This is a genomic window from Flavobacterium sp. WC2409, from assembly GCF_041200085.1.
Taxonomy (GTDB): Bacteria; Bacteroidota; Bacteroidia; order Flavobacteriales; family Flavobacteriaceae; genus Flavobacterium.
Window position 1 is genome coordinate 3,079,624 of the sequence record NZ_CP165625.1, and the last position, 25,451, is coordinate 3,105,074.

The 25,451-nt window shown below is 33.8% G+C and carries 17 protein-coding genes; 6 read left to right on the forward strand and 11 right to left on the reverse strand.

The window, feature by feature from the left end; genetic code table 11:
- The first annotated feature begins 145 nt into the window (after positions 1 to 145).
- Both AB3G34_RS13255 and AB3G34_RS13260 read left to right on the forward strand, forming a co-directional pair.
- A complete protein-coding gene (locus AB3G34_RS13255) occupies positions 146 to 862 on the forward strand; it encodes a DsbA family protein (RefSeq protein ID WP_369752700.1) in 717 nt (238 codons plus the stop codon).
- 35 nt (positions 863 to 897) lie between these two features.
- Positions 898 to 1,884, forward strand: coding sequence for a Gfo/Idh/MocA family protein (locus AB3G34_RS13260; RefSeq protein WP_369752701.1), 987 nt, complete (start codon positions 898 to 900; stop codon positions 1,882 to 1,884).
- A gap of 49 nt (positions 1,885 to 1,933) precedes the next feature.
- Here the strand turns inward: AB3G34_RS13260 and AB3G34_RS13265 are convergent, their stop codons facing one another.
- Positions 1,934 to 2,530 carry a T9SS type A sorting domain-containing protein gene (locus AB3G34_RS13265; RefSeq protein ID WP_369752702.1) on the reverse strand — a complete coding sequence of 199 codons (597 nt, stop codon included), beginning with the start codon at positions 2,528 to 2,530 and terminating at the stop codon, positions 1,934 to 1,936.
- Between the two features lie 186 nt (positions 2,531 to 2,716).
- Between AB3G34_RS13265 and AB3G34_RS13270 the strand changes: the two genes are divergently transcribed.
- A complete protein-coding gene (locus AB3G34_RS13270; protein WP_367755730.1) occupies positions 2,717 to 3,589 on the forward strand; it encodes an AraC family transcriptional regulator in 873 nt (290 codons plus the stop codon).
- A 169-nt stretch (positions 3,590 to 3,758) separates the two neighbouring features.
- On the opposite strand, the gene xylA is transcribed toward AB3G34_RS13270, so the two are convergent.
- Complete coding sequence (gene xylA, locus AB3G34_RS13275) at positions 3,759 to 5,081, reverse strand: xylose isomerase (RefSeq protein ID WP_369752703.1); 1,323 nt, start codon at positions 5,079 to 5,081, stop codon at positions 3,759 to 3,761.
- Positions 5,081 to 6,583 carry a xylulokinase gene (locus AB3G34_RS13280; protein ID WP_369752704.1) on the reverse strand — a complete coding sequence of 501 codons (1,503 nt, stop codon included), beginning with the start codon at positions 6,581 to 6,583 and terminating at the stop codon, positions 5,081 to 5,083. The genes xylA and AB3G34_RS13280 overlap by 1 nt, the downstream gene beginning before the upstream one ends.
- Before the next feature lie 338 nt (positions 6,584 to 6,921).
- Here AB3G34_RS13280 and AB3G34_RS13285 point away from each other — a divergent pair, with 338 nt between their 5' ends.
- The 3 genes from AB3G34_RS13285 (at position 6,922) to AB3G34_RS13295 (ending at position 9,450) form a co-directional block, all read left to right on the forward strand.
- On the forward strand, positions 6,922 to 7,641 hold the full coding sequence (locus tag AB3G34_RS13285; RefSeq protein WP_367755736.1) for an NUDIX domain-containing protein: 720 nt from the start codon (positions 6,922 to 6,924) through the stop codon (positions 7,639 to 7,641).
- Between the two features lie 103 nt (positions 7,642 to 7,744).
- Entirely contained in the window at positions 7,745 to 9,019 is a 1,275-nt protein-coding gene (locus AB3G34_RS13290) for a Y-family DNA polymerase (protein WP_369752705.1), read from the forward strand.
- On the forward strand, positions 9,010 to 9,450 hold the full coding sequence (locus AB3G34_RS13295) for a LexA family protein (RefSeq protein ID WP_367772419.1): 441 nt from the start codon (positions 9,010 to 9,012) through the stop codon (positions 9,448 to 9,450). Before AB3G34_RS13290 ends, AB3G34_RS13295 begins: the two co-directional genes overlap by 10 nt.
- A gap of 57 nt (positions 9,451 to 9,507) precedes the next feature.
- Here the strand turns inward: AB3G34_RS13295 and AB3G34_RS13300 are convergent, their stop codons facing one another.
- The 8 genes from AB3G34_RS13300 to galK form a co-directional block, all read right to left on the reverse strand.
- Entirely contained in the window at positions 9,508 to 11,193 is a 1,686-nt protein-coding gene (locus tag AB3G34_RS13300) for a sodium/sugar symporter (protein ID WP_367772421.1), read from the reverse strand.
- 367 nt (positions 11,194 to 11,560) lie between these two features.
- Positions 11,561 to 12,580 (reverse strand): UDP-glucose 4-epimerase GalE, encoded by a 1,020-nt coding sequence (galE, locus tag AB3G34_RS13305; protein WP_369752706.1) that lies wholly within the window; start codon positions 12,578 to 12,580, stop codon positions 11,561 to 11,563.
- A gap of 34 nt (positions 12,581 to 12,614) precedes the next feature.
- Positions 12,615 to 14,837 (reverse strand): alpha-galactosidase, encoded by a 2,223-nt coding sequence (locus tag AB3G34_RS13310; RefSeq protein ID WP_367772425.1) that lies wholly within the window; start codon positions 14,835 to 14,837, stop codon positions 12,615 to 12,617.
- Between the two features lie 90 nt (positions 14,838 to 14,927).
- Positions 14,928 to 18,062 (reverse strand): glycoside hydrolase family 2 TIM barrel-domain containing protein, encoded by a 3,135-nt coding sequence (locus AB3G34_RS13315; RefSeq protein ID WP_369752707.1) that lies wholly within the window; start codon positions 18,060 to 18,062, stop codon positions 14,928 to 14,930.
- A 382-nt stretch (positions 18,063 to 18,444) separates the two neighbouring features.
- Positions 18,445 to 19,962: a RagB/SusD family nutrient uptake outer membrane protein gene (locus AB3G34_RS13320; protein ID WP_369752708.1), complete on the reverse strand. Its 1,518-nt coding sequence runs from the start codon at positions 19,960 to 19,962 to the stop codon at positions 18,445 to 18,447.
- A gap of 10 nt (positions 19,963 to 19,972) precedes the next feature.
- Complete coding sequence (locus AB3G34_RS13325; protein WP_367772430.1) at positions 19,973 to 23,047, reverse strand: SusC/RagA family TonB-linked outer membrane protein; 3,075 nt, start codon at positions 23,045 to 23,047, stop codon at positions 19,973 to 19,975.
- Between the two features lie 160 nt (positions 23,048 to 23,207).
- Complete coding sequence (gene galT / locus AB3G34_RS13330) at positions 23,208 to 24,260, reverse strand: galactose-1-phosphate uridylyltransferase (protein ID WP_367772432.1); 1,053 nt, start codon at positions 24,258 to 24,260, stop codon at positions 23,208 to 23,210.
- Between the two features lies 1 nt (position 24,261).
- Positions 24,262 to 25,431 carry a galactokinase gene (gene galK, locus AB3G34_RS13335; RefSeq protein WP_369752709.1) on the reverse strand — a complete coding sequence of 390 codons (1,170 nt, stop codon included), beginning with the start codon at positions 25,429 to 25,431 and terminating at the stop codon, positions 24,262 to 24,264.
- Between the last annotated feature and the right edge of the window lie 20 nt (positions 25,432 to 25,451).

Genomic DNA, 25,451 nt, shown 5'->3' on the forward strand with positions numbered 1-25,451 from the left:
CCGTTTGATGGGTTTTTTATTAAACAAAAACCTTTTTCTTATCATCCTAATTTCCCAATAAAAAACTAAAACGAATTATTGATCAAGAGGAAATCACTACATTTGTATATACAAATTAAGAACTTACTACAATACTTAAAACACAATGGAAAATAAATTAAAAGTACAAATCTGGTCGGATATTATGTGCCCATATTGTTATATAGGAAAAAGAAGAATTGAAGGCGCGTTGGCACAATTTAATCATAAAGAATCAGTAGAAATCGAATGGAAAAGCTTTCAATTAGATGCCTCTTTTGTTGCTTCAGCTGACGATAATATGGCCGAACATTTAGCCGAAAAATATAGAAAAGATAAAGAATGGGCACAAGAAATGATGGACAGCATGACCCAGAATGCAAAAAATTCTGGACTGGACTTTCATTTTGAAAAAGCAATTATGGCCAATTCATTTAATGCACACCGTTTATTGCATTTAGCAAAGAAACACCAATTATCGAATGAACTAGAGGAGCTTTTGTTTAAAGCCTATTTAACCGATGGTAAAAATGTAAATGATTTAGAAACGCTAACTCAATTAGGACAACAAGCAGGATTAGATACTAAAGAAATTGATACTGTCTTACACTCTGATGCTTACGCAAAAGCGGTAAAGGAGGATATTGAAATGGCTCAAAAAATAGGGGTTCAAGGCGTTCCGTTTTTTGTTTTTGACAATAAGTACGCTGTTTCTGGAGCACAACATGTCGAAACTTTTGTAAAAACGTTAGAAAAGGTATGGGATGAGGGTCAATTTGATTCTAAAATAACCGTACTGAATACAACCGAAGGAGAAAATTGTGGAATAGACGGATGTAATTAATTCATACCTTGGTCTAAAATCAATTATTACAAAATATGGAAAACAGCAAAACAACAATCCGATGGGGAATACTAGGATGTGGTAATGTTACCGAAATAAAAAGTGGTCCTGCTTATCAAAAAACAGACGGATTTGAAATAGTAGCCGTAATGAGAAGAGACGCTGAAAAAGCGGCTGATTATGCTAAAAGACATGGGATAAGCAAATATTACACTAATGCTGATGACTTAATAAATGACCCTGAAATAGATGCTGTTTACATAGCTACGCCACCTGATACCCATAAATATTATGGACTAAAAGTAGCCATTGCAGGAAAAAGTTGTTGCATTGAAAAACCGCTTTCGCCAAATTACCAAGATAGCTTAGCAATCTATGAAGCCTTCAAAGAAAAAAACATCCCTTTATTTGTTGCTTATTACAGACGAACATTACCTCGTTTTCTGCAAGTAAAAAAATGGATAGACAATAAAACCATAGGCGAAATAAGACATATAAGATGGCATTTAAGCAAACCTACAACTGATCAAGATTTATCAGGAAATTACAACTGGAGAACAGATGCCAAAATCGCAACAGCTGGTTATTTTGACGATTTGGCCAGTCATGGACTGGACCTATTTACTTTCCTTCTAGGAAATATAAAAGAAGCATCTGGAATAAGTATAAACCAACAGGGATTATATTCAGCCAAAGATGCCGTAGCAGCAAGTTGGGTACATGAATCAGGCATTACTGGATCGGGAAGTTGGAATTTTGGTTGTTTTACAAGGGATGATACCGTTGAAATTTATGGGAGTAAAGGTAAAATTGCCTTTTCTATATTCGAAAACGATCCTTTACTTCTAACAAATGAACAAGGTGAAACGAAACTTCATATTGAACATCCCGAAAACATTCAACTGTACCATGTTCAACAAATGAAAGACAGCTTACTCCATAACGGCACACATCCTTCTGATGGAAAAACTGCAACTCACACCAATTGGGTAATGGACAAAATTATCGGAAATATAATATAAAAAAAACAGCTCTATAAAATAGAGCTGTTTTCATAAATTCTGTTGTTAATTATTTTTTTGCCGAAACTGTCTCGATGAAAACTTTATCACCATACGTCATAACGAATGTATATTTTTCAAACGGTAAGTTTTTGATATCAAAAACCTTTTCAACATTTTGATCTACTAAAACTGGAGATGTATACACTTCCTCGTCAGCTTGATTATAAATTTTAATGCTCACTGGGTTTTTGTACAAATTAAAAATGCTTAGAGAAACTAAACCATTTTTGTTTGTAAACACTGGCTTGTACACCTCCGAAACTGGACTTGAAGCAAGAACTGCAGTTTTCCCAATCACAGAAATCTCATATTTCGCGATTTTCGTATCTGATTCTGCTACAAGAAAATATGTTCCTTCTGGCAAAGCTTTTAAATCATACGTTCTGTTAATACTTCCTTTAGAGTTAACATTTTCAGTGTGAATCAATTTATTGTCTAAATCATAAATTGACAATTCTACTTTATTTGACTCATTAAGAGCAAAAGTTACCGTCTTACCTTCTCCTTTTTTTACATCTAACGAAAAATCTTTTTCTGATGCACTTACATTCATAGCAGTCAATACAGCTGCTACTACCAAACTAAATTTTAAAATCTTTTTCATAATTTAAGTTTTTAGATTTATAATCCTTTTAACTATTACAAATCTACGGCAACCATTTCATTGAATATAATGCAGGATTTTCACGATTCTACGCTATTTTACCTTTTACGAAATCGATAAAGGTTAAAAAAGCTAACAATTCCGCAATGTTTACTAAATTTGCATACTAAATCAATAAAAAAGAATATGAGACCTATACACCCCAACTTAGAAATCATAGTCCCCTCTTTTGGAAGTTCATTTTCTATAGCGAAACATGAACAAAACAACAACGTACATACAAATCACTGGCATTATCACCCTGAAATAGAATTAGTTTATATAAATGGAGGCTCCGGTAAAAGACAAGTAGGCAGTCATGTCTCGTATTATAATGATGGTGATCTAATTCTTATAGGTAGTAATTTACCTCATTGTGGTTTTACAGATGAAGAAACAGGGAATAAAAAAGAAACGGTAATACAAATGAAACCTGACTTTCTTGGAAACAGTTTTTTTGAAATTTCAGAAATGACAAATATTAAAAACTTATTCAGCCAAGCCAAACAAGGAATCTCGTTTGTTGGAAAAACGAAAAAAATAATTGGAGAACGAATAGAAGCACTTGATGAACAAAATCAATTAGAAAGATTACTAAGCATGTTGTCTATCTTAAATGAATTAGAGTTATCAAAAGAAAGCGTCATATTGAATGCCGAAGGATTTTCGATGGAAATGCAAATGCAGGACAATGACCGCATGAATGTGGTATATAATTTTGTGAAAGACCATTTTCAAGAAAGCATAAGCCTAGAAGAAATATCAGATCTTGTTGCAATGACTGTCCCATCCTTTTGTAGGTATTTCAAAAAGATAACCAACAAAACATTTACTAAATTTGTAAATGATTATCGATTGGTGCACGCATCCAAATTATTAGCTGAAAAACAAATCAGTATAACTGACGTTTGTGATGAAAGTGGCTTTAACAATTTAGGACATTTTAATAAATCGTTTAAAGAATTCACTGGGAAAAGTGCCTATCAATACCGTCAAGAATTAAGAACCTTTTTAGAATAAAAAACAATATTTGAGACAATTTATCCAGTCACAATTTGAGATTACTGTTATACAAAACTTTAATTCAGCACAAAATACTGAATTAAAGCAATGTTAAAAACTAAATATTATTGATTTACACCATTTACTTTTCACAATAATTTAGTTAGTTAATGGTTGTTTTAATAGACTAATATGCGTTGGCAATAATTTGTTCAAATAATTCTTGTTTTCCACTTATTTGTTGAGGTTCTCCATTTGCACGAGCAATTTCACTAAGTGCTTCCAAAGAGAGCTCTCCTTTTTCATACTTCGCTCCATTACCACTGTCAAATGATCCGTAACGTTGTTCACGTAAATTTTTATAATTTGTATTTTGTAAAATATGGTCCGCATAGATAAGACCGCGTGCAAAAACATCCATTCCAGCTATGTGAGCAATAAATTTATCGTCTAAATCAGTTGAGTTTCTGCGTACTTTTGCATCAAAGTTGATTCCGCCACCTTGAATTCCACCACCTTCTAAGATGATTAACATAGCTTGAGTTATTTCATAAACATTTATTGGAAACTGATCAGTGTCCCAACCGTTTTGATAGTCTCCCCGATTTGCATCAATGCTTCCTAACATTCCTGCATCTACCGCAACTTGTAACTCATGCTCAAAAGTATGTCCAGCAAGGGTAGCGTGATTTACTTCTAGATTCAACTTGAAGTCATCTTGAAGTCCATATTTATGTAAAAACCCTAATGTTGTTGCCGCATCAAAATCATACTGATGTTTCATGGGTTCCATAGGCTTTGGTTCAATAAGAAAAGTTCCTTTAAAGCCTTGTTTGCGTGCATAATCTCTACAAATAGTCAAGAATTGTCCCATATGATCTAATTCTCTTTTCATATCGGTATTTAAAAGACTCATGTAGCCTTCACGACCTCCCCAAAAAACATAATTTTCACCACCTAAAGCAATGGTAGCATCAATAGCAATTTTGGCTTGAGCACTTGCATAAGCTACAACATCAAAATTAGGATTGGTTGAAGCTCCATTCATATAACGAGGATTACTAAACAAGTTTGAAGTTCCCCACAACAGTTTAATCCCCGTTTCATCTTGTTTAATTTTAGCATAAGCAACTAATTCTTGCACTCGGTTTTCAAACTCTGATAAAGTTGGTGCTTCATCTACGATATCTAAATCATGAAAACAATAATATGGAATCCCTAATTTGCTCATGAATTCAAAAGCCGCATCCATTTTGTCTTTGGCTCTTTGAATTACATTTTCGTTTTTATCCCAAGCAAGAATTTCTGTATTAGCACCAAAAGGATCTCCCCCTTTGTTACATAGCGTATGCCAGTATGCCATGGAAAAACGCAGGTGTTCTTTTAAAGTCTTTCCTGCTACTACTCGGCTCTCATCATACCATTTAAAAGCAAGTGGGTTAACACTTTCTCTTCCTTCAAATTTTATGATATCAATGTTTTTAAAATAAGTTTGTTTAGTTGTATTCATTATTGTTCTATTTTAATATGATTTTTCCATTCTTGATAAATATCTTGATACTGTGAAGTCAGCGATTGATTGGGTTCAATTCGTTCTATACATTTTAACCCTTTAAACGCCTCATCAAGTGAGTCATAAAATCCATAACCATAGGCTGCACCTCGCGCTGCACCTTCGGCCCCAGAAGTATTATAGAGTTCTAAAGTAGTTTGTGTTGTATTGGTGAAAATTTCTCTAAAAACGGGACTCAGGAATAGATTGGCATTTCCAGCTCTCACTACTTCGCCAGAAGCTCCCACGGATTTCATCACATCAAACCCATAATTCATGGCAAACACGATTCCTTCGCAAGCTGAACGGATAAGATGCCCAGATTGATGGATGTTAAAATTGAGATTCTGAATTCCTGAATTGGCATTTTTATTATTAAAAATACGCTCTACTCCATTCCCAAAAGGATAGAAACGAAGTCCTTTACTTCCTGCTTTTACTTTAGCAGCTTCGGCATTCAACGTTTCATATGCGATTAAATTTGATTGGTCAACAGACATGATTTTGCGCAACCATTGGTACAAAATACCAGAACCATTAATGCAAAGCATTACCCCATTTTTTTTATCTGTTTCAGTATTATTTACATGTAAAAACGTATTGATTCGATTTTCTTTGTCATAGATATCTTTGTCACTTACTGTATAAATTACGGCCGAAGTTCCAGCTGTAGTAGCTATTTCCCCTGGTTTTAACACATTTAGAGATAATGCATTATTGGGTTGATCACCGGCACGATAGGTTATTTTAGTGTTTCTGTCAAGGCTTAACTCTAAAGCGATATCTGGGTGAATTGTTGCTTGATAGCCAAAGTTGGGTACAATTTCTGGGATCATTTCCTCAGGAAGATCCATTTCTTGGAGTACTTCAGTAGCTAAACCCCCTCTTGAAAAGTTCCATAATGCAGCTTCTGATAGTCCAGAAGTACTAATTTGTGGAATCCCTGAAAGTTTTGCAGCAATAAAATCACCAGGAAGCATCATGTAGACCGCTTTATTAAAAACTTCTGGCTCATTTATTTGAACCCATTTCAATTTAGAAGCAGTAAAATTTCCTGGACTTCCTAAAATTTGTTGCTGGCAATATTCTTGTCCCATACGATCGTATGTTTCATTCCCTATAGTTGCTGCTCTACTGTCACACCAAATAATCGAAGAACGAACAGGATTTAATTTCTCATCCGTTAAGACTAAACCATGCATTTGATAGGCTATCCCAATCCCTGCAATTTTTTTTAAGTCAACATCCTGTTTTGTTCCCAAAACTTGTATGCCCTTTTTAACATTTTGCCACCAAGAATTAGGATCTTGTTCAGCCCAGCCAAATTTCGGAGCAATAATATCCATCTCCATTTCTGGAACAGTCACTGCGCCAACAGTAGTTCCTTTTTCCGGATCAAATACTGTTAGTTTAATTGAAGAGCTTCCTAAATCTATTCCTAAAAAATACATATTCTTCATTTTAAGAGGTTGCTTTTACTTTTATGTTTGCATCTCTACAAACTTCTAGTCATAAAAACCATATACTTATGGTTAATTTGACTACAAGTGTAATGCATTTATTTCATATTAACAAAAAATTGTGTTTAAAAATTTGTAATTGATAATTAATCAAGCATACTATTACGCATTTATACTAATGAAGGCTCCTAACAGCAGGTGAAAAAAAATAAAAAATTATACTTCTAATTCCATGATTTTTTTTAAATATTTGCAAAAACATTCGCCTCATAAAAAACATATAAATTAAATACCCTCGCTTTTTAATTTTTCATATATTTCATTCAAATTTCCAAACCATGGTTGATAAAAAAACTACTGAAGACTCTTTAAAAACTGTTGAGCAATCAGCCATGAATGCCATTACAATTGACTGTGTAATTTTTGGTTTTGACAACGGAATATTAGAAGTCCTATTAGTCCAACATGCTGAAGGTATTAGTAAAGGAAAATGGGGGCTTCCCGGTGGGTGGATAAAGAAAAAAGAAAGTATAGATAATGCTGCTCATCGATTGTTAGGAGAACTAACAGGATTAGATAATATATTCCTAGAACAATTAAAAGCTTTTGGGGATCCCGACCGTTTTCCATTAAGACGGGTAATTACAATAGGTTATTATGCTTTAATAAAAAGAGAAGATTATAATGTAACCGCAGGTTTTACAGCATCTGATGCAAAATGGTATAAGATTAATGAAATTCCAGATTTAATATATGATCATAATGAAATATTAGATTATAGCTTAAAACAATTGCGTAATCGGGTGCGTCAAGCTCCAATAGGTTTTAATCTTTTACCCGAAAAATTTACTTTATTGGCACTTATGCATCTTTATGAAGAAATTCTAGGTATTGAGATGGATAAATCCAATTTCCGTAGAAAAATTCTTCATATGAAACTGTTGGTTGCCTTGGATGAAAAACAACAAGACGTTTCTCACAGAGCAGCACAATTGTATAAGTTTGACTCTAAAATTTATGAAAAACTAACTAAAAAAGGATTTAATTTTGAATTTTAGCTCTTAAAGTTTTCGAAAAAAAACCTATTTTTACTTATCAACAATCCCTAAAATTAACTTTTGTTATTTACAAGCATAAGTACATATTGAGTAATTTTGTAGTATGTATGCCTTAGTCGACTGTAATAATTTCTATGCTTCCTGCGAACGTGTTTTCCAACCAGAATTCAACGGAAAACCGGTTGCTATATTATCAAATAATGACGGTTGCGTAATTTCCCGAAGCAATGAAGCTAAAGCTGTTGGAATACCAATGGGTGCTCCTGCTTTTCAAATTAAAGATTTAGTACGAGAAAAGAATGTCAAATTATTTTCTTCTAATTATGCACTATATGGCGATTTGAGTAATCGAGTAATGTCAATTTTGGCACAATTTACTCCTAATGTAGAAATCTACAGCATTGATGAAGCGTTCTTAAATTTTGACGGACTAAACGTTTTAGATTACCACGATTATGGTATTCAAATGAAAAAAAGAGTTCAAAAATGGATTGGAATCCCCGTTTGTATTGGTTTTGCAGAGACCAAAGCATTGTCAAAAGTGGCCAATAAAATAGCCAAGAAATTCCAAGAAAGAACTGGTGGTGTTTATGTAATTGATACGGATGAAAAACGCTTTAAAGCACTCAAATGGACCAAAATTGAAGATGTTTGGGGCATAGGTCATCGAACAACCAAAAAAGCAAAACTACGCAAGATCAACACCGCATTAGACTTCATACAACCACAACATGAAGCTTGGATAAAAAAAGAAATGGGTGTAATAGGAATGCGTTTAAAATATGAATTAGAAGGGAAGCAAATATTGGACTTGGACCCCTTTCCAGACCAAAAGAAAAGCATTTCCACCACTCGGAGTTTTCCAAAACAAATATCCGATTTTGATTTATTGCGAGAACGGATGGTTACGTTTGCCTCTGTTTGTGCCGAGAAACTGCGAAAACAAAAATCATGTTGTCATACCATTATCGTATTATTAGTGGTTGACAAACATACTGTTCAAACCTCCAAATATTATTTTAATATGGCTATGAACTTGCCATATGCAACAAATTCAAGCTTAACAATTGCTAATGCTGCTGTGGCAATGCTGAAACAAATGCACAAAGAAAATGAGGGTTTGAAATTTAAAAAAGCGGGAGTAATTGTTAGTAGCCTTATCGATGAAAACAAAAAACAGTTTCAATTGTTTGAAGATGAAAACCCAAAACATTTAGCACTTATGAAAGTCATGGACGACCTCAACAAAAAAATAGGCTACACGCAGGTAAAGCTAGCCACACAAAACCTTAGTTTGACTTGGAATATGAATCAGAATCATTTGTCACCCAAATTCACTACCAGTTTTAAAGATATACTTGAAATAAAATGTCAATAAAAAAAGAACAAAAACTTACTTTTTTCCAACCCGATTTTGAAAGTGAAATAAAAATTCCATTCATGACCGAAGGTGTTTCAGCAGGTTTTCCATCGCCTGCAGCGGATTTTATGGAAAATAATATTGACCTCAATAAAGAATTAAGCGAAAACCCTCTGGCTACTTTTTATATCAAAGTAAAAGGAAATTCTATGATTGATGCTGGGATTAATGATAAAGATGTGCTTGTTGTTGATCGAAGTCTAGAGCCACAAAATCATAAAATTGCAATTTGTTTTATCGATGGAGAATTTACCGTAAAACGCATTCAGTTAGAAAAAGAATGTTTGTATCTCATGCCTGAAAATGAAAACTACCCTCCCATAAAAGTTACTGAAGAAAATGAATTAATTATTTGGGGGATTGTAACCTATGTAATAAAAAAAGTGTGAAACCAACGTTAAGTTAGCTTCACACTTTTTAATTTATAATGAGCTTAAAATTACTTTCTACCAGAACTTAGCATACAAAGCAAAAATAGTCAATATCGTTATTACAATCAAAACAGTAGTTTGCGGTTTCAATTTGAACATTTCAGTATCTAATTCAAATGCTTTTGGATTCACTTTAGGTCCAGCAAAACTTATGGCAATCATTAAAAGCATTGTAAATGCAAAAGACAATCCCATACAAATGTGAAATGGAATTTCAAATCCCCCATTACCGTTAGGAAAAGCAGTATATAATAACGTCTCATTTCCAAATAATGCTGGAGCAAATTCATTAAACAAAACGGATAATAAGAAACCTGCAATTACCCCTACAATTGCTGCAGTACCTGTAGTTCTTTTCCAAAACATCCCAAGGAAGAACATGGCAAATACACCAGGACTAATAAAACCTGTATATTTTTGAATGTAAGTAAATCCACCTACACCACCAATTCCAAGTAAATCATTCCAAGTAAATATAACAGCAAGAAGCATGGCACCAAATACTGCGATCCTTCCAATATTAACTTGTCCTCTATCAGTAGCGTCTTTTTGAATGTATTTTTTATGAACATCAAGCGTATAAATAGTTGAAATACTATTTACTTTCCCTGCTAAAGAGGCCACAATAGCTGCCGTTAATGCCGCTACAGACAATCCTTTTAAACCAGTTGGTAAGAATGTCAACACTGCAGAATAAGCACCATCTTTTCCTCCTACTAATTGAGGTAAATGTCCGTTTTCATATAAAACAAAAGCTGCAATACCAGGCAACATAACGATAAGTGGCATTAATAATTTTAAAATACCAGCAAACAAAATACCCGTACGAGCAGTTTGTAAATCAGCACCTAATGCTCTTTGGGTAATGTATTGGTTACAACCCCAATAATTAAGATTAATAATCCAAATACCAGCCAAATACGACATTACACCTGGAAAAGTAAGGTATTTATTAATCTCTAATTGTGTAGATGTAGCGGTAGGTCTTGGAATAATCATTTTGAAATGCTCTGGAGCTTCTCTCATTAATACTTTGAAACCTTCAATAGCATTTTCACCCACTCCAAAATAGCGTCCAACGGTTGTTAAAGCAATATATGAAGTAACTAATCCTCCAATAATTAATACAGCAACTTGAATTACATCTGTATAAGCCACTACTTTCATTCCTCCCAAAGAAATTAATAAAGCAAAAAGAGCCAATCCAATCATAATTATATGCAAATATTCTCCACCAGCCAATCCATTAATGGCAACAGCTCCTAAATATAAAATAGAAGTTAAGTTTACAAATACGTATAAGAACAACCAAAATACGGCCATAATTAAAGCAGTAGATTCGTTATACCTTGTTTTTAAAAACTGAGGCATGGTATAAATCTTGTTTTTCAAATAAACAGGAATGAACCAAACGGCAACAATAATTAAAGCAATAGCAGCAATCCACTCATAAGCGGCAACAGCAATTCCTAAAAAGAAACCTTCTCCACTCATTCCAATAAACTGTTCAGCAGAAATGTTTGAAGCAATCAATGAAGCACCAATAGCCCACCATGTCAATGTTCCTTCTGCAAGGAAATAAGCTTTGGCATCGTGTTCGTTTTTTTCGCGTTTGCGATAAACGGTATATCCATAAGTGGATACCACGATAAAATAAATAATAAATACTGCGTAATCCGCAAAAGCAAGGTGTTGGTTCATGGGTAATTTGTTTTTTAGAAATTAATATAAATGCATACGGTTATTGTCCTGTGCTATTTTTCTTTTTTATAAATAGTTCCTATTTATAAATCATTTTGCATATCTACAATAATTTATAGAAATCCATTACAGAATTAGTTATAAAATGTGATATGTGTTTTAATTTAATTGATATTTTATGAAATTATGAAAGTCAAAAGTAAAATAAAAATATTTATTTACATAGTTTATAAATGTGTTTTTTACATTTATTACAGATGAATCTGTTAAATTTTATTTTATTATTCCGTAAACAACTATAATACAATGTTTTATAATTTATTTTTATGTTGATTGTATCTTGTTATAAATGACACAATCACTATTATTAGTTTTTATTCCTGATCTTCTGCTCCCATTTCCAAGCACTTGCTATCCCTTCTTCAAGTGTAGCTTGTGTTTTCCATCCAAGAATAGTATTTGCTTTATCTGTATTGGCATAAGCCGAAACAACATCACCTTCTCTTCTACCAACAATGGTATAAGGCAATTTTTGACCGCTTACTTTTTCGAATGCTTGAATCACCTCCAAAACCGAGCTTCCAGTTCCTGTCCCCAGATTAAACGTTTCTATTTTAGCCGAATTTTTTTTGTTTACTAATCGTTGCAAAGCAATAACATGTGCTTTAGCTAGGTCAACAACGTGGATATAATCCCGAACGCAAGTACCATCAACAGTTGGGTAATCATCCCCATAAACCGAAAGTTCTTTTCTCAAACTCATTCCAGTTTGTGTGATAAAAGGGACTAAGTTTTGTGGCACTCCAACGGGTAATTCACCAATTTCGATTGATGGGTGCGCCCCAATAGGATTAAAATAACGCAACAAAATAGCAGTTATACCACTTACTTTTGTAACATCAGTGATGATTTCTTCCCCAATTTGTTTGGTGTTCCCATAAGGAGACATGGCGGGCTTAACTGATGCGTTTTCATTAATAGGCATTACATCTGCTTGACCATAGACAGTGCAGGAAGAACTAAAGATAAAATGTGACTCTTCTTTTTGTTGCAATTCCTGAAGCAAATAGATTAACGAACTTATGTTATTTTCATAATACAATAAAGGATTCCCCACACTTTCACCTACTGCTTTTGATGCCGCAAAATGAATTACGCCAACAACATCAAAATGTCTTTTAAAAAAATCTTGAACAGCTATTTTTTCTCTTAAATCTAACTTTTCAAAAAGGGGCTTTTTACCTGTTATAGCAACTATACCATTTAAAACATCCTCAGTAGCATTAGAAAGATTATCGATAATGACAACTTCAAAACCTTCATTTTGTAATTCAACAACAGTATGCGAACCAATAAATCCTAATCCGCCAGTAACTAGTATTTTCATATTTTACAATTTTATAATATGCTTTTTCTAAATTTTATTTCACTTCTGTTATTTCAAGAACTACACTTGTTCTTCTCAAATTCACATTTGGATTGATCCCTGCTTTCATCAAGAAATCACCACTATACACCTTGTCAGAAGCAATTGAGGATGTTGTTCCTGGAAACAGGTTAATTTCTTTTACCGTATATTTTTTCTTTGGATCCAAACCGTTTAATACAACTGGTCGCTCAGTTGCTGTAATACTAAACCTATTATTCACTAAGTAATTAAAAACGACAGCTTTGCTTTTCTCTGGATTTACATACATTAACGCTGCGATATCATTTTCATGAGGATTAACCAAACGAAACATATCTCCATGCCAAACAACATCTTTAAATGAATTGTAATTTGAAATAGCTTGTTTGCAAAATGTTTTATCATCGGGATTTAATTTGCTTGCTACAATATCAAAACCTAATTTTCCCATACTAGCCACATCAACTCTAAATTTTAGTGGTTGTTTACCCCAATCCGTTACGTGGTTGCAAGTTGTAATCGAAGGAAAGAAATAGGAATAATCCCATTGAACAAATATTCTTTCTAAAGGTTCCGTATCATCCGTTGGCCAAAATTCTGTAAAATACTTCAAGAATTCATAATCGCCACGACCACCTCCGCCAGAGCATAACATCATTGGCACTTTTGGGTATTTAGCTCTAATCCGCTGTAGTACTTTATACAATCCTTTAGTATAATCAACGTACAAATTAGATTGTGGCAATCCCTTTTTATTAAGATATGCCGAATAAGCGTTATAAATTGTCGCATTACAATCCCATTTTATAAAGGCTAATTCGGGATTTTTTACAAATAAATCATCTACAACACCAAATACAAAGTCCTGTACTTCGGGATTTGACAAATCTAAAACAAGTTGGTTTCTATAATAAATCTCAGGTCTTTCTGGTTGACGAATTACCCAATCTAAATGTTTTTCATACAACTCACTTTTAGGATTTACCATTTCAGGCTCTATCCAAATACCGAATTTCACCCCTTCTTTTTTGGCTTCTTTAACCAAATAACCTAAGCCACTTGGTAATTTCTTTTTATTTTCTTGCCAATCACCAAGCCCAGCATTGTCACCATTTCTTGGATATTTATTTCCAAACCAACCGTCGTCTAACAAGAACATATCGACACCCAAGTCTTTAGCGTCTTTAAATAAGTCTTTTATTTTATTTTCATCAAAATCAAAGTAGGTAGCTTCCCAATTGTTCAACAAGGTAAGTCGTTCTCCTTCGCCATCTAAAACTCTATATTTTCTTGCCCAATCGTGTAAATTCCTACTAGCATCTCCTGTTCCATGATTTGAAAGCACATAAATTAAAGAAGGCGTTTTAAAAACTACATTTGGAGCCAATAAATATTCCGAAGCAAAAGGATTGATTCCTGCAATTAGCCTAAGATTTTTATTAGAGTCGACTTCAAATTCCAATTTAAAATTACTACTCCAAGCTAATTGTCCTAGCAATACCGTTCCTTCATTTTCTGATGCAGGTTTTCCAAACGAGACCATAAAATTAGGACTTTGCGTAAGCATCGCTCTAGTTCCCAATTTGCTGTCCAGAGATCTCATTCCTTGTACAAGCTTAGTCTCCGCAGGTTGCATTTCTTTTAGATATTCTCCTTGAAAACTGGTGAGATAGAAGTTTTTTCCTCCAAAAAATAAATTTGCCGAAGCGTATTTTTGTAACAATACCGCTTTCTTTTCATTGTGTTTTATTTCAGTCCATTGTTCGATTACATTTTCCTTTGGCCAAACTTTATAAAACAAAGTTACCTCAAATGGATAAACGGGATCTTTAAGAACGATACTTGTAAGAGCGCTATTAGCGTCAATTTTTTCCGTTTTATGACTTACATATTTCAGTTCTAAAGAAGTGTTTCCATCAGCATGTTTGACCTGGATTGCTGGTTCACTAAGATTCCAAGTACCAGATGGTGTATATGCTGAATTGTAAATTCCCTGATTAGAATAATCATAATTATATCCAGCTGAAACCGCTGCGAATTCATTTTCGTTTTCAAGTGGTTTACCAAAATAAACGGTCATCAAACGGTTGTCATTATCTGTTTGCAACAGCATCATATTGCTATTAGTAGCAATAGGTATTGTCACTTTCTGGGCCCATAAACTAATTGCGCCAAACATAAAAAACAATGTAAAAACACCTTTTAAATGGAAACAGCATTTTAATTTTTCTTTCATAATAATTATTTTAAGTAGCAACCTCTTGCAACAGTTTCGATTATATAGCAGTCCTATTTTACAACATATAAAATAGGACTGCTAATCTATTTATTTTTTTATTGGCTTAATAACGAAACCGTAACTATATTCTTTGTTTCTCAATTGGTATTGTTCGTGTGGTATAGCACCCCAGCTATTGTCTCCTCCAAGACCTCGTTGTGCTAAATCTACACAAATTACCACTTCATTACGTGGAGTAATATCATTTGTATGACGGTATTTTTTGGTTAAACCTGCATCAAAATCTTCAGGATAATTATTCAAAGCACTAACTCCTAGTGGTTGCAAGCCTTGAATCTCAATTCCGTTTCCAGAGTTATTTGTCAACGTTATCCAGCGAATATCTGTTTTATATCCATTTTCTTGAGGACGAGTATAAGGAACATATTGATCAGCAACTTTGCTTTCGTAAATTCCTTTCAAAGAAGATGTATTCCTATCTTGATAATTTTCCCAAGGACCTCTTCCATAATAACTAAAGTTATCCAACTCTTTTTTTAGTGAGAATAACATCCCAAAACGAGGCATTTCAGATAATGGGTTATCTCCGGCTTTGAATGAATTTTGTAATGTTAAGCTTCCATCGGCATCCATAGTGTAAGTAATCGTATAAGTCGAAGCAATATCTTTCAACGAAAGCTGCGCTACAACAGTTGTTTTACCAGACACTTCTTTGACTTCAATGCTATTCAAACTACTAAATCTTCCCACAGTTCTCCATACATTACTACTTACCTGCATGTAGTTACCAAAATCATTATCTGTTGGTGCTCGCCAGAAATTAGGAACAGGCATTTGATTAAAATAATTTTCCTCTCCAGATGTATATTTCTGCATTAAACCCGTTTTTTTATTTATGGTTACTTCAACCCCATTTGCACTTAAAGAAATCGCATCCTTAGTATCTTTAACTATAGCATTTGCAGTAGCATTTACAACTTTAGCAAAATACTTGCTTTCTCCTATAGAAAATTGCTCCCTTGCGATTTCAAAATTTTGAGGTAATAATTCAGTACCTTCTTTTGTATACGCAAAAACATTTAAAAGATACTCAACTCCATCTTCTGCATTTAGTTTTGGCAATTCAATTTGAACTTGTTTTTTAGATTGTGGAGCAAGACTAATATTAATTACACCTGATTTTATAACTAACCCATTTTTCAAAACTTCATATTTGAAAAGGTATTTATCAAGATTAGTATAACCAAAACCATTTTCGACTTCGATAATTCCTTTCTCTAAATTTATCCCCTTGAAAAGTATGTCTTGATACACTTTTTTTACTTCAAAAGCACCAGGGTGCGGCGTGCGATCTGGCCAAACCAATCCATTATGACAAAAATTCTCGTCGTTAGTGTAGTTTTGACCTCCCATATCACCACCATAAGCCCAGTATTTTCTACCAGCTTCATCTGTTTGTTCAAAGCCTTGATCAACCCAATCCCAGATGAATCCACCTTGCATGTTAATACTACTGTGAATAATGTCCCAATACTCTTGAAAGTTACCGTTACTGTTACCCATTGCATGTGAATACTCGCACATGATGAAAGGACGTTTTACATCTTTGCGATTAGCATATTCCTTCATATATTCCATACTTGGATACATTGGACAAACAACATCAGTGTTTTCTTGTTCCCCAGCTTGCTCAAATTGAACTAATCTCGTTTTATCTCTATTTTTTATCCATTCGTAAGCCTCGTGAAACACAGGTCCATTTCCACATTCATTACCTAGTGACCATAGAATAACCGAAGGTTGATTTTTATCGCGCTCCACTAAGCTATAAATACGATCCATATGAGCTGCTTTCCATTCTGGGAGATACGCTGGATGCTTTGTTTTATCAAATGAACCTTGAAGTTCAGCTCCCATTCCATGCGTTTCAATATTCGCCTCGTCAACTAAAAACAAACCATATTTATTGCACAGTTTTACCCACAATAAATTATTTGGATAATGGCTGCAACGCACCGCATTAATGTTTAGTTGTTTCATTAACTTGATGTCCTTCATCATGGTTTCTTTATCTTGATAATGACCCGTTTTTGGGTTATGCTCATGAATATTCACCCCGTGAACCATGATTCGGATGCCATTAACTAATAATTGTCCGTTCTTCAATTCTACTTTTCTAAAACCGATAGAAGTGGCAACCGTTTCTACAAATTTGCCGTTTTCATCCTTTAACGTAAGTACTAAAGTATAAAGGTTAGGTGTTTCATTATTCCATAATTTAGGGGAACTAACATTTTGTACAAACGTGGTTGATGAAACCGCATTGGCACCTAAATTCATTTTAATTGTTTTTACAAAAACTTCTTTTCCTGTAGCATCAACTAATTTAGCTACAACAGTTTGATTGTTCTTGGCAACCGAATTGGTATTTTTAAGTTTAATATCTACAGATAAACTTCCGTTTTTATAAGTAGCGTCAAGATCAGGACGAGCAAAGAAATCAGCAATACGCGTATTTGCTGTACTATAAAGATAAACGTCCCTGTCAATTCCAGATAGGCGCCAAAAATCTTGATCTTCTAGATAAGACCCATCGCTCCAACGATAGACCTCAACGGCAACCTGATTTACGCCTGCTTTTACATACTTCGTAATATCAAATTCAGTTGGGCTTTTAGTATTCTGGCTGTAGCCCACTTTTTCTCCATTTATCCAAATATACATGGCAGATGTTCCCGCTTCAAAATGAAGGTAAACACGACGTCCGTCCCAGTTTTCTGGCAACTCGAAAGTACGGCGGTAAGACCCAACAGGATTATCGGCATGATCAATGAATGGTGGATTTTTGACAAATGGATACGTAATATTAGTATAAATAGGAATTCCATATCCCACTAATTCCCAGTTGGAAGGCACTCCAATCTCTTTCCAGTTGGTCGTATTAAAATCGGGTTTAAAGAAATCTTTTGGTCTTTCATCCGGTGTAGGAGACCAATTAAACTTCCATTTCCCGTCTAAACTCATATACCATGGTGAACGAGTATAGTCATCCGCAATTGCTGATGCTTCATCTGCAAAAGGTAAAAATGCAGCTCTAGCTGGCTCACGATTAATCTGAAATACTTCAGGATTTTCCCAGTCATTGCGACTTGGTTTTTCCTGGGCAAAGACAATTAAAGATATAACAGCAAAAATGCTAGTTAAAATTGTTCTTTTTTTCATGTTCACTATTTTTTTAGGTAACTATTTTCTCATTTAGTTCTTTAATTTACAATGAATTGGCTTGCATTATAAAAGTAAAGGAACCCTGTTTTGTTTAAAAATAGCACAAATGATTAATTGCAGTACTACTGCAATTAACCATCTGTCACTATTTATTCTTATCAGTTATTGGGTGTGATTATTTTGACATTAATTTTAGCTCTATTTTGTTTTTTAACAGTGTAAGCCAATGTCTATATCCAATAAATGGATTAAAAACGTTTTTCGACAACATCCCAAATTTCATTTAGTATCAAAATTTGCTACATCATTAAACCATTAAACTTCTGTAGCCGTTTTTTTTATAAAATAATAACACCCGAGAACTAATTATTGTACTCTATTACCAATTGGCATTTTGAGTCATCTTAGGATTATTGTTTAATTCACTTTCTGGAATAGGAAAGTAATTGTATTTGGCTGAGTAATTATTGTAGCCTTCTCTTAAACTTTCTTTAATCACTTTTTCTAATGTACCCCATCTTCTTAAATCATACCAGTGAAGTCCTTCACGAGCAAATTCAACATTTCTTTGATGCATAATTTCATCCATCATTTGAGTTTGAGTCCATCCTGTCATTACAATGCTAGTTAGCTTCGCTCTGTCTCTAATTCTTTTAACTAAAGGGATTGCACTTGCCACTTTTCCTTGCATAGTTTGCGCTTCAGCAAGCATTAAAAGTACATCGGCATAACGCATAGCGTATTCATTCAATTCTGATTTCCAATCTCCTTCATCGTTATTCCACCAGTTTTGATTTTTTCTAATCCAAATAGCATTTGCTCCAAATTTTGTTGCAAAATCAGCATTATAATACATGCTTCCTGGGTAGTTCCATGCCAAAGTAGCCGTCGCTCTTGGATCAAAACCTCCATCTACCGTTTTCTCTTTGGTCAGTGCATTCAATAATGTTTTTGAAGGCAATAACTCAAACCATCCACCTACTTCACCAGGAGCACATTCTTGAGCCATTGTTGTAGCTCTAGTTCTTTGTGCTGGTTCTCCTCCCCAAATAGTTGCTCCACCTACTCTACTAAACTGAATTTCAAATACAGATTCTTTACTGTTCTCATGCTTACCATCAAATAATTGAGCATAATCATCCAAAAGACCGTATCCATTTGTCCCTTCGTTATTTACTAATTTAGCAAATTGCTCTTCGGCTTTTGCCCACTCTTTTCTATATAAATACGCTTTTCCAAGATAAGCAATAGCAGTATTTTTAGTTACTCTCCCTTTTAAAGCCGCAGGATATATTTCTGGTAACGGACTAGTAGCTGCTAATTGAAAATCAGCAATTATTTGGTTCCAAACTTCATCTTCAGTCGACTTTTCTTTAAAGTAATCGGATGGGTCTTTTACTAAATCAGTAAATATTGGCACACTTCCAAATTCAATTACTAAATTAAAATAATTCAATCCTCTTAAAAAACTAGCTTCGGCAACTAATTGCGCTCTTTTAGTTTCATCAATATTTTGGATTTGCGGAGCATAATTTATCACCTGATTGGCACGAAATATCCCTATGTACATTGCTTTAAACATCCCTGTAGTTTCTGCCGTACTAGGACTATTTTTATAAGTAGCGACTGCAAAACGTCCAGGAACGTCATTTCTAGCAATAAAGTTTTCTGTTCTATTCTCTTTTAATTGCATGGCTTGAATTTCCCAATACCCTGCATTATTATTATCTACTAATGTATTATATACCGTAGCTAATCCAGACTCCAGATCGGCTGGTGTTTGCCAGAAAGATTCTGTTGTTAATTTATTTGGGTTCCCAAATTCAAGGTTGTCTGAACAAGAACTTAGCGTTACAAGTCCACCCATAAAAAATACTATGATTAATTTCTTTTTCATTTTTGTCGATTTAAAAGTTAAGTTGAATTCCAAATGTAATTGTCTTGCTTAACGGATAAGATTTATAATCTATCCCTCTACCTCCAAGTCCATCACTTGAAACATCTGGATTATATCCTGTATACTTAGTAAAAGTATGCAAGTTGTCTCCGGCAACATATAATCGGCATCTGTCAATCGCTAATTTTTGACTTAAGCTATTCGGGATAGTATACCCAACTTGGACCGTTTTGATTCTAAAGTAAGAACCGTTTTCAAGAAAACGATCAGAATAGTCTGCTCCATTATCATTTAAATCGTCAATGTCCAATCTTGGGAAATTTGAATTTGGATTAAATGTATAAGAGTTTAAAGTTGCACTAGAATAATTAATGTTTGATCTTACAGTAGCGATATCCGTATTATTACCATTATAAATCATATTTCCTTGCGTCCCTTGAGCTGCTATTGTAAAGTCAATTCCTTTCCAATCAGCTGTAAGACGTAAACCATATTCAAAATCTGGGAAAGCACTTCCTCTATACTGTCTATCAGCACCATCAATTTGCCCATCACCATTAAAGTCAACATATTTTATATCTCCTACTTGTGCTCTTGGTTGGATTGGATTTCCATTTAAAGTATAAGCATCAATTTCTTCTTGAGATCTGAATAAACCATCCGTTTTAACAAGAAAAAAAGAATAAATAGGATATCCTACTTTACTATACGTTACTGCTGCTCCGTGGAATGATCCACTAGAACCTGCTAGAATTTGACTTCCTGTACTTAAATCTTCTACACGATTTTTTACACTAGAAATATTAGAAGAAACAGAGAAATTAACTTCTCCTACTTTTTTATTATAAGTCAATCCTAATTCAAAACCTTTGTTAGACACTTTACCAGCATTCGTATAAGGGTCATTGCTAGAACCTACTGACAATGGAATTGGCACACGCAAAAGTAAATCTGTCGTATTTTTTTCAAAGTAATCAGCAGTAAAGTCTAATTGACCATTCCACATTGACAAATCAACCCCTACATTTGCAGTTGCAGTTGATTCCCATTTTAAACCAATTGCAGGATATTCTTGTTGAATATTACCAATCCATAATGAATTTGGCTCGCCCACTGCATAGCTGATTCCTGGAGAAATCAAACCAAGATACTGGTAGTCTCCAATTTCTTGATTCCCTAATACACCATAACTAGCACGTAATTTTAACTCAGATACAGGTAAGTTTAACTTGGTGAAAAAATCTTCTTTTCCAATTCCCCAAGCTGCAGAAATAGATGGGAAATTCCCCCATTTGTTTTCTGGGCTAAAACGAGAAGAACCATCACGTCTAAATGTTGCAGTAAAAATATATTTATTGTCATATGAATAAATAGCACGACCAAGGAAAGACATTAATTTACTTTCACTTGCTAAACCAACAATTGAAGGATCTTCTGCTCCAGCAAGAACATAAATACCATCAGGTAATCCTGAAACTGAACCTGAAATTGAACGAAATTTATTTTCATAAACCGTATGTCCAACTAATAAATTTACAGAATGTTTTCCAAAAGTTTTAGAATAATTCAACGTATTTTCTATTTGATAATACTGATTCATATCACTTCCTTCAGCTAAAGTATTCTTTAAATTCTTAAAGAAACCACCCACTTCGTAACGAGGTGTATAATTATAAGCTTTATGCTCAGAAATAGTTGCCCCTACGTTTAACTTATATTTAAAACCATCAAAAAAACTTGCTTCAGCATAAGTGTTTATCAATGCTTGGTAATAATCATTCTTTACATCAAAAAGATTCAAAGCAGCAACTGGATTAAATATATCCGTTACTGAACCAGATGCACCTCCATAACCTCCGATGGCGTTTTCGTCATAAATGGCAAAACCAGGAATCATTGATATTGCTGATCCTACAACATTTCTTCCTTGTCCAGGAACACCTGGTAAATCTTTTCTTTTTTCTTTGGTCAACATTACTGTTTCACCAATTTTAAAGATCCCTTTTTTATAATCCGATTTAACTCTTAAATTAACACGGTCATAATTAGTCTCTTTAACAACTCCTTCTTGATTAAAGTAGCTTAATGACATACTATACTTCACATTATCAGAACCTCCTGAAAGTCCCAATGAGTAATTTTTAGTTGGAGCCGTTCTGAATATTTCATTTTGCCAGTTTATACCTGCACCCGAAACTTCTGGGTTTAGAGCAATATCCAACGGCTGTTTTCCTGCTGCGGTATAGGCCGCAGTACTTACTTTTGCCCATTCCTCTTGATTTAACAAATCTAACTTTTTAGCTACGCTTGCAGACCCAAAAGAAGAATTGAAAGATACTTTCATATCTCCCTTTTTACCACTCTTTGTTGTAATTAAAATAACCCCATTTGCAGCTCTAGACCCATAAATGGCGGCAGCAGATGCATCTTTCAATACTTGAATAGACTCAATGTCATTTGGATTCAAATTATTCATTGATGCTACTGCAATATCATCAACTAAAATCAACGGATTATTATTGTTTAATGATCCAGCTCCTCTAATCTGGATTTTAGTTCCAGAACCTGGAGCACCTCCACCTGATTCTACTGTTACACCAGCAATTTTTCCCTGAATTGCACTACCTAAATTCGTGTTACTTTGAGCGTCTAATTGTGATGCTTTTAAGCCTCCAACAGCTCCAGTCATATCACTTTTCTTGATAGTACCATATCCAATAATAACAACTTCATCTAAAGTGTTATTTTCTTCATTTAATACTACATTAACGATTTTTCTGCCTTTAACAGCCTCTTCCACTTTACCATATCCAATGTAAGAGAATACTAAGGTTACATTAGAATCACTTACATTTAATACATAATTTCCATCAACATCAGTCATGGTACTATTGGTAGTCCCTTTGACAAGTACAGAAGCTCCAATAATAGTTTGAGATGTCTTTTGATCTATAACAGATCCCTTTATCGTATTTTGAGCTTGCAAACTAATACAAGAAATCAAAATAAAAAGAGATAAAGTGAGTTTAGAAGTTAAGAAAGTTTTAATCCTTAACATCTGATTTACGTTCTTCATGGTTTTCATAAATTCATGTTTTTAATAATTGGTTGGTTAATAATTTTTTTTTTTTGCTTAATCATTCTTAAAAAAAAACACAAAAGTTTTGCAACCCTACTTAAAAAGAAGGAAATTTAAATTGAGCTCTAATTCAATTTTTAAGTGTATATTTTAAAAGATTTTTTTACTATAGGCGCGTCTTATAATGAACTTCTGATTGGTTTTTCAGAAGTTCCGCACTTTTCTCAGGGGTAATATCTCTTTGTGATTCTCCCATCATTTCATATCCTACCATGAATTTTTTTACGGTTGCAGAACGTAATAATGGTGGGTAAAAATGCATATGAAATTGCCATTCTGGATGTTCCTCACCATCAGTTGGAGCTTGATGAATTCCTGAGGAATAAGGGAATGACGTTTCAAAAAGATTGTCGTATTTAATTGTTAATAGTTTTAAAATGGATGCAAAACCAGTTACCTCATCAGTTGTAAAATCAGTAATTTTTGTCAAATGACGTTTACTGATAATCATTGTTTCATAAGGCCAAATAGCCCAAAAAGGAACCAATGCTACAAAATGATCATTCTCGATTACAATACGCTCATTTAGTTTTAGCTCTTCTTGCAAATAATCCTGCAATAAATTACTTCCGTTTTTGTCTAAATACCCTTTTAAATTATTTTGCGTTTTCTCTACTTCTGTTGGTAAAGAAGATTGTGCCCATATTTGTCCATGCGGATGCGGGTTACTGCATCCCATAACACTTCCTTTATTTTCAAAAATTTGAACGTGATTGATGTAATCTACAGCACCTAAATCCGTATATTCTTTTTGCCAAGTATGAATAATGTTTTCAATACCTTCCACTTCCATTTCAGGCAATGTCAAATTGTGTTTTGGTGAAAAACAAACCACACGAGAAATACCTCTTTCCGGTTGTGCTTTAAAAAAAGTGTTGTTTTTGTTTTCTTCAAAAGCAATCTCTTCTTGCTTTAAAGCGGCAAAATCATTTTCAAAAACAAAGGCATTTTCATACGATGGATTTACTTCTCCATTAGCGCGCACATTTCCTGGACACAAGTAACAAGTTGGGTCATATTCTGGCAAAGAATCTGAAGTAACTTTTTCATTTTGACCTTGCCAAGGACGTTTAGCACGGTGTGGCGAAACCAAAACCCATTCGTTGATTAATGGATTATAGCGTCTGTGCGGATCTTCGTTGATATCAAAATTTTTCATTCTAATTGTTTTTATAAAGTGTTGTTCCGTTTCCGATTTTTACATCATAAATTTTTAATTCTATTCCAAAAGTCTCAAAATAAAGTGCCGAAAGCTCCTTTTTGATTCGGTCTTCATGTCCTTTTTTAATTAAGTTAATGGTGCAGCCGCCAAAACCACCACCCATTAATCGAGAACCTACAACTGCTTCCTCGTTTTTAAGGGTATTGACAATCATGTCTAGTTCAGCACAACTTACTTCATAATCTGAGGACAATCCTTCATGTGTTTCAAACATTAACTTCCCAAGAGTTTCAATATTTCCTTTGTCTAATGCTTCACATGCCAGGATAACCCGATTGATTTCTTTTACTACGAAAAGACTTCTTTTAAAAACATTAGGACTCATTACATTTTGTAATCCTAAAATATGTTGCTCTGTACAATCTCTAAAACTTGATATCTCAGGAAAATTATTTTTCACAATTGCAATCCCTTCTTCACACTGTTCTCTTCTTTCATTATATGCCGATGTCATTAAGGAATGCTTCACATTTGAATCAAATAAAATCAAAGAATAATCATTGAAATCAGCATTATGATATTCATACTCCAATGTTTTGCAATCAATTTTTATTACCTTATTTTCTAAACCCATCACACTAGAAAATTGATCCATAATTCCACAATTGATTCCTACCCAATGTTCAGCGCTTTGCCCCATTAGCGCCATATCAACTGGTTTTATATCCAAATTAAAAAGTTCATTTAGTCCAAATAAAAAACCACACTCTAAAGCTGCAGAGGATGATAACCCAGAACCAACTGGAATATTACTGCTAAAAACACAGTTGAAACCTTCAAACTCAAAACCTTTTATTTTCAATTGATTGATAACCCCTCTCACATAATTAGTCCAAACATTGTCGGTCAATTCAACTGAATCTGCAAGGTTAATTTCGAATTCATCATTAAGATCAATTGCAACTATTCTTGATTGATTTGTATTGTTTTTCTCGAAAGCAAAACAAATTATTTTATCAATTGCCGCTGGCAAAACATAACCATCATTATAATCAATATGTTCTCCAATAATATTAATCCTTCCTGGAGAAAGCACAATTTTTTCTGCAGTTGAACCAAAGGTTTCCTGAAAAAAATTGGTAGTATTTTTAATTAAAATATCATTCATTATTTTGAAATTATTATTCT

Bases quoted from the DNA above. Each gene is read 5' to 3' on its own strand.
- galE (WP_369752706.1), bottom strand. From the start codon at position 12,580: ATGAAAATACTAGTTACTGGCGGATTAGGATTTATTGGTTCGCATACT.
- AB3G34_RS13320 (WP_369752708.1), bottom strand. From the start codon at position 19,962: ATGAAAAAGAAATTAATCATAGTATTTTTTATGGGTGGACTTGTAACG.
- AB3G34_RS13290 (WP_369752705.1), top strand. From the start codon at position 7,745: ATGTATGCCTTAGTCGACTGTAATAATTTCTATGCTTCCTGCGAACGT.
- AB3G34_RS13285 (WP_367755736.1), top strand. From the start codon at position 6,922: ATGGTTGATAAAAAAACTACTGAAGACTCTTTAAAAACTGTTGAGCAA.
- xylA (WP_369752703.1), bottom strand. From the start codon at position 5,081: ATGAATACAACTAAACAAACTTATTTTAAAAACATTGATATCATAAAA.
- AB3G34_RS13260 (WP_369752701.1), top strand. From the start codon at position 898: ATGGAAAACAGCAAAACAACAATCCGATGGGGAATACTAGGATGTGGT.
- AB3G34_RS13280 (WP_369752704.1), bottom strand. From the start codon at position 6,583: ATGAAGAATATGTATTTTTTAGGAATAGATTTAGGAAGCTCTTCAATT.
- AB3G34_RS13270 (WP_367755730.1), top strand. From the start codon at position 2,717: ATGAGACCTATACACCCCAACTTAGAAATCATAGTCCCCTCTTTTGGA.
- AB3G34_RS13255 (WP_369752700.1), top strand. From the start codon at position 146: ATGGAAAATAAATTAAAAGTACAAATCTGGTCGGATATTATGTGCCCA.
- AB3G34_RS13295 (WP_367772419.1), top strand. From the start codon at position 9,010: ATGTCAATAAAAAAAGAACAAAAACTTACTTTTTTCCAACCCGATTTT.
- AB3G34_RS13325 (WP_367772430.1), bottom strand. From the start codon at position 23,047: ATGAAAACCATGAAGAACGTAAATCAGATGTTAAGGATTAAAACTTTC.
- AB3G34_RS13310 (WP_367772425.1), bottom strand. From the start codon at position 14,837: ATGAAAGAAAAATTAAAATGCTGTTTCCATTTAAAAGGTGTTTTTACA.
- AB3G34_RS13300 (WP_367772421.1), bottom strand. From the start codon at position 11,193: ATGAACCAACACCTTGCTTTTGCGGATTACGCAGTATTTATTATTTAT.
- AB3G34_RS13265 (WP_369752702.1), bottom strand. From the start codon at position 2,530: ATGAAAAAGATTTTAAAATTTAGTTTGGTAGTAGCAGCTGTATTGACT.
- galK (WP_369752709.1), bottom strand. From the start codon at position 25,431: ATGAATGATATTTTAATTAAAAATACTACCAATTTTTTTCAGGAAACC.
- galT (WP_367772432.1), bottom strand. From the start codon at position 24,260: ATGAAAAATTTTGATATCAACGAAGATCCGCACAGACGCTATAATCCA.
- AB3G34_RS13315 (WP_369752707.1), bottom strand. From the start codon at position 18,062: ATGAAAAAAAGAACAATTTTAACTAGCATTTTTGCTGTTATATCTTTA.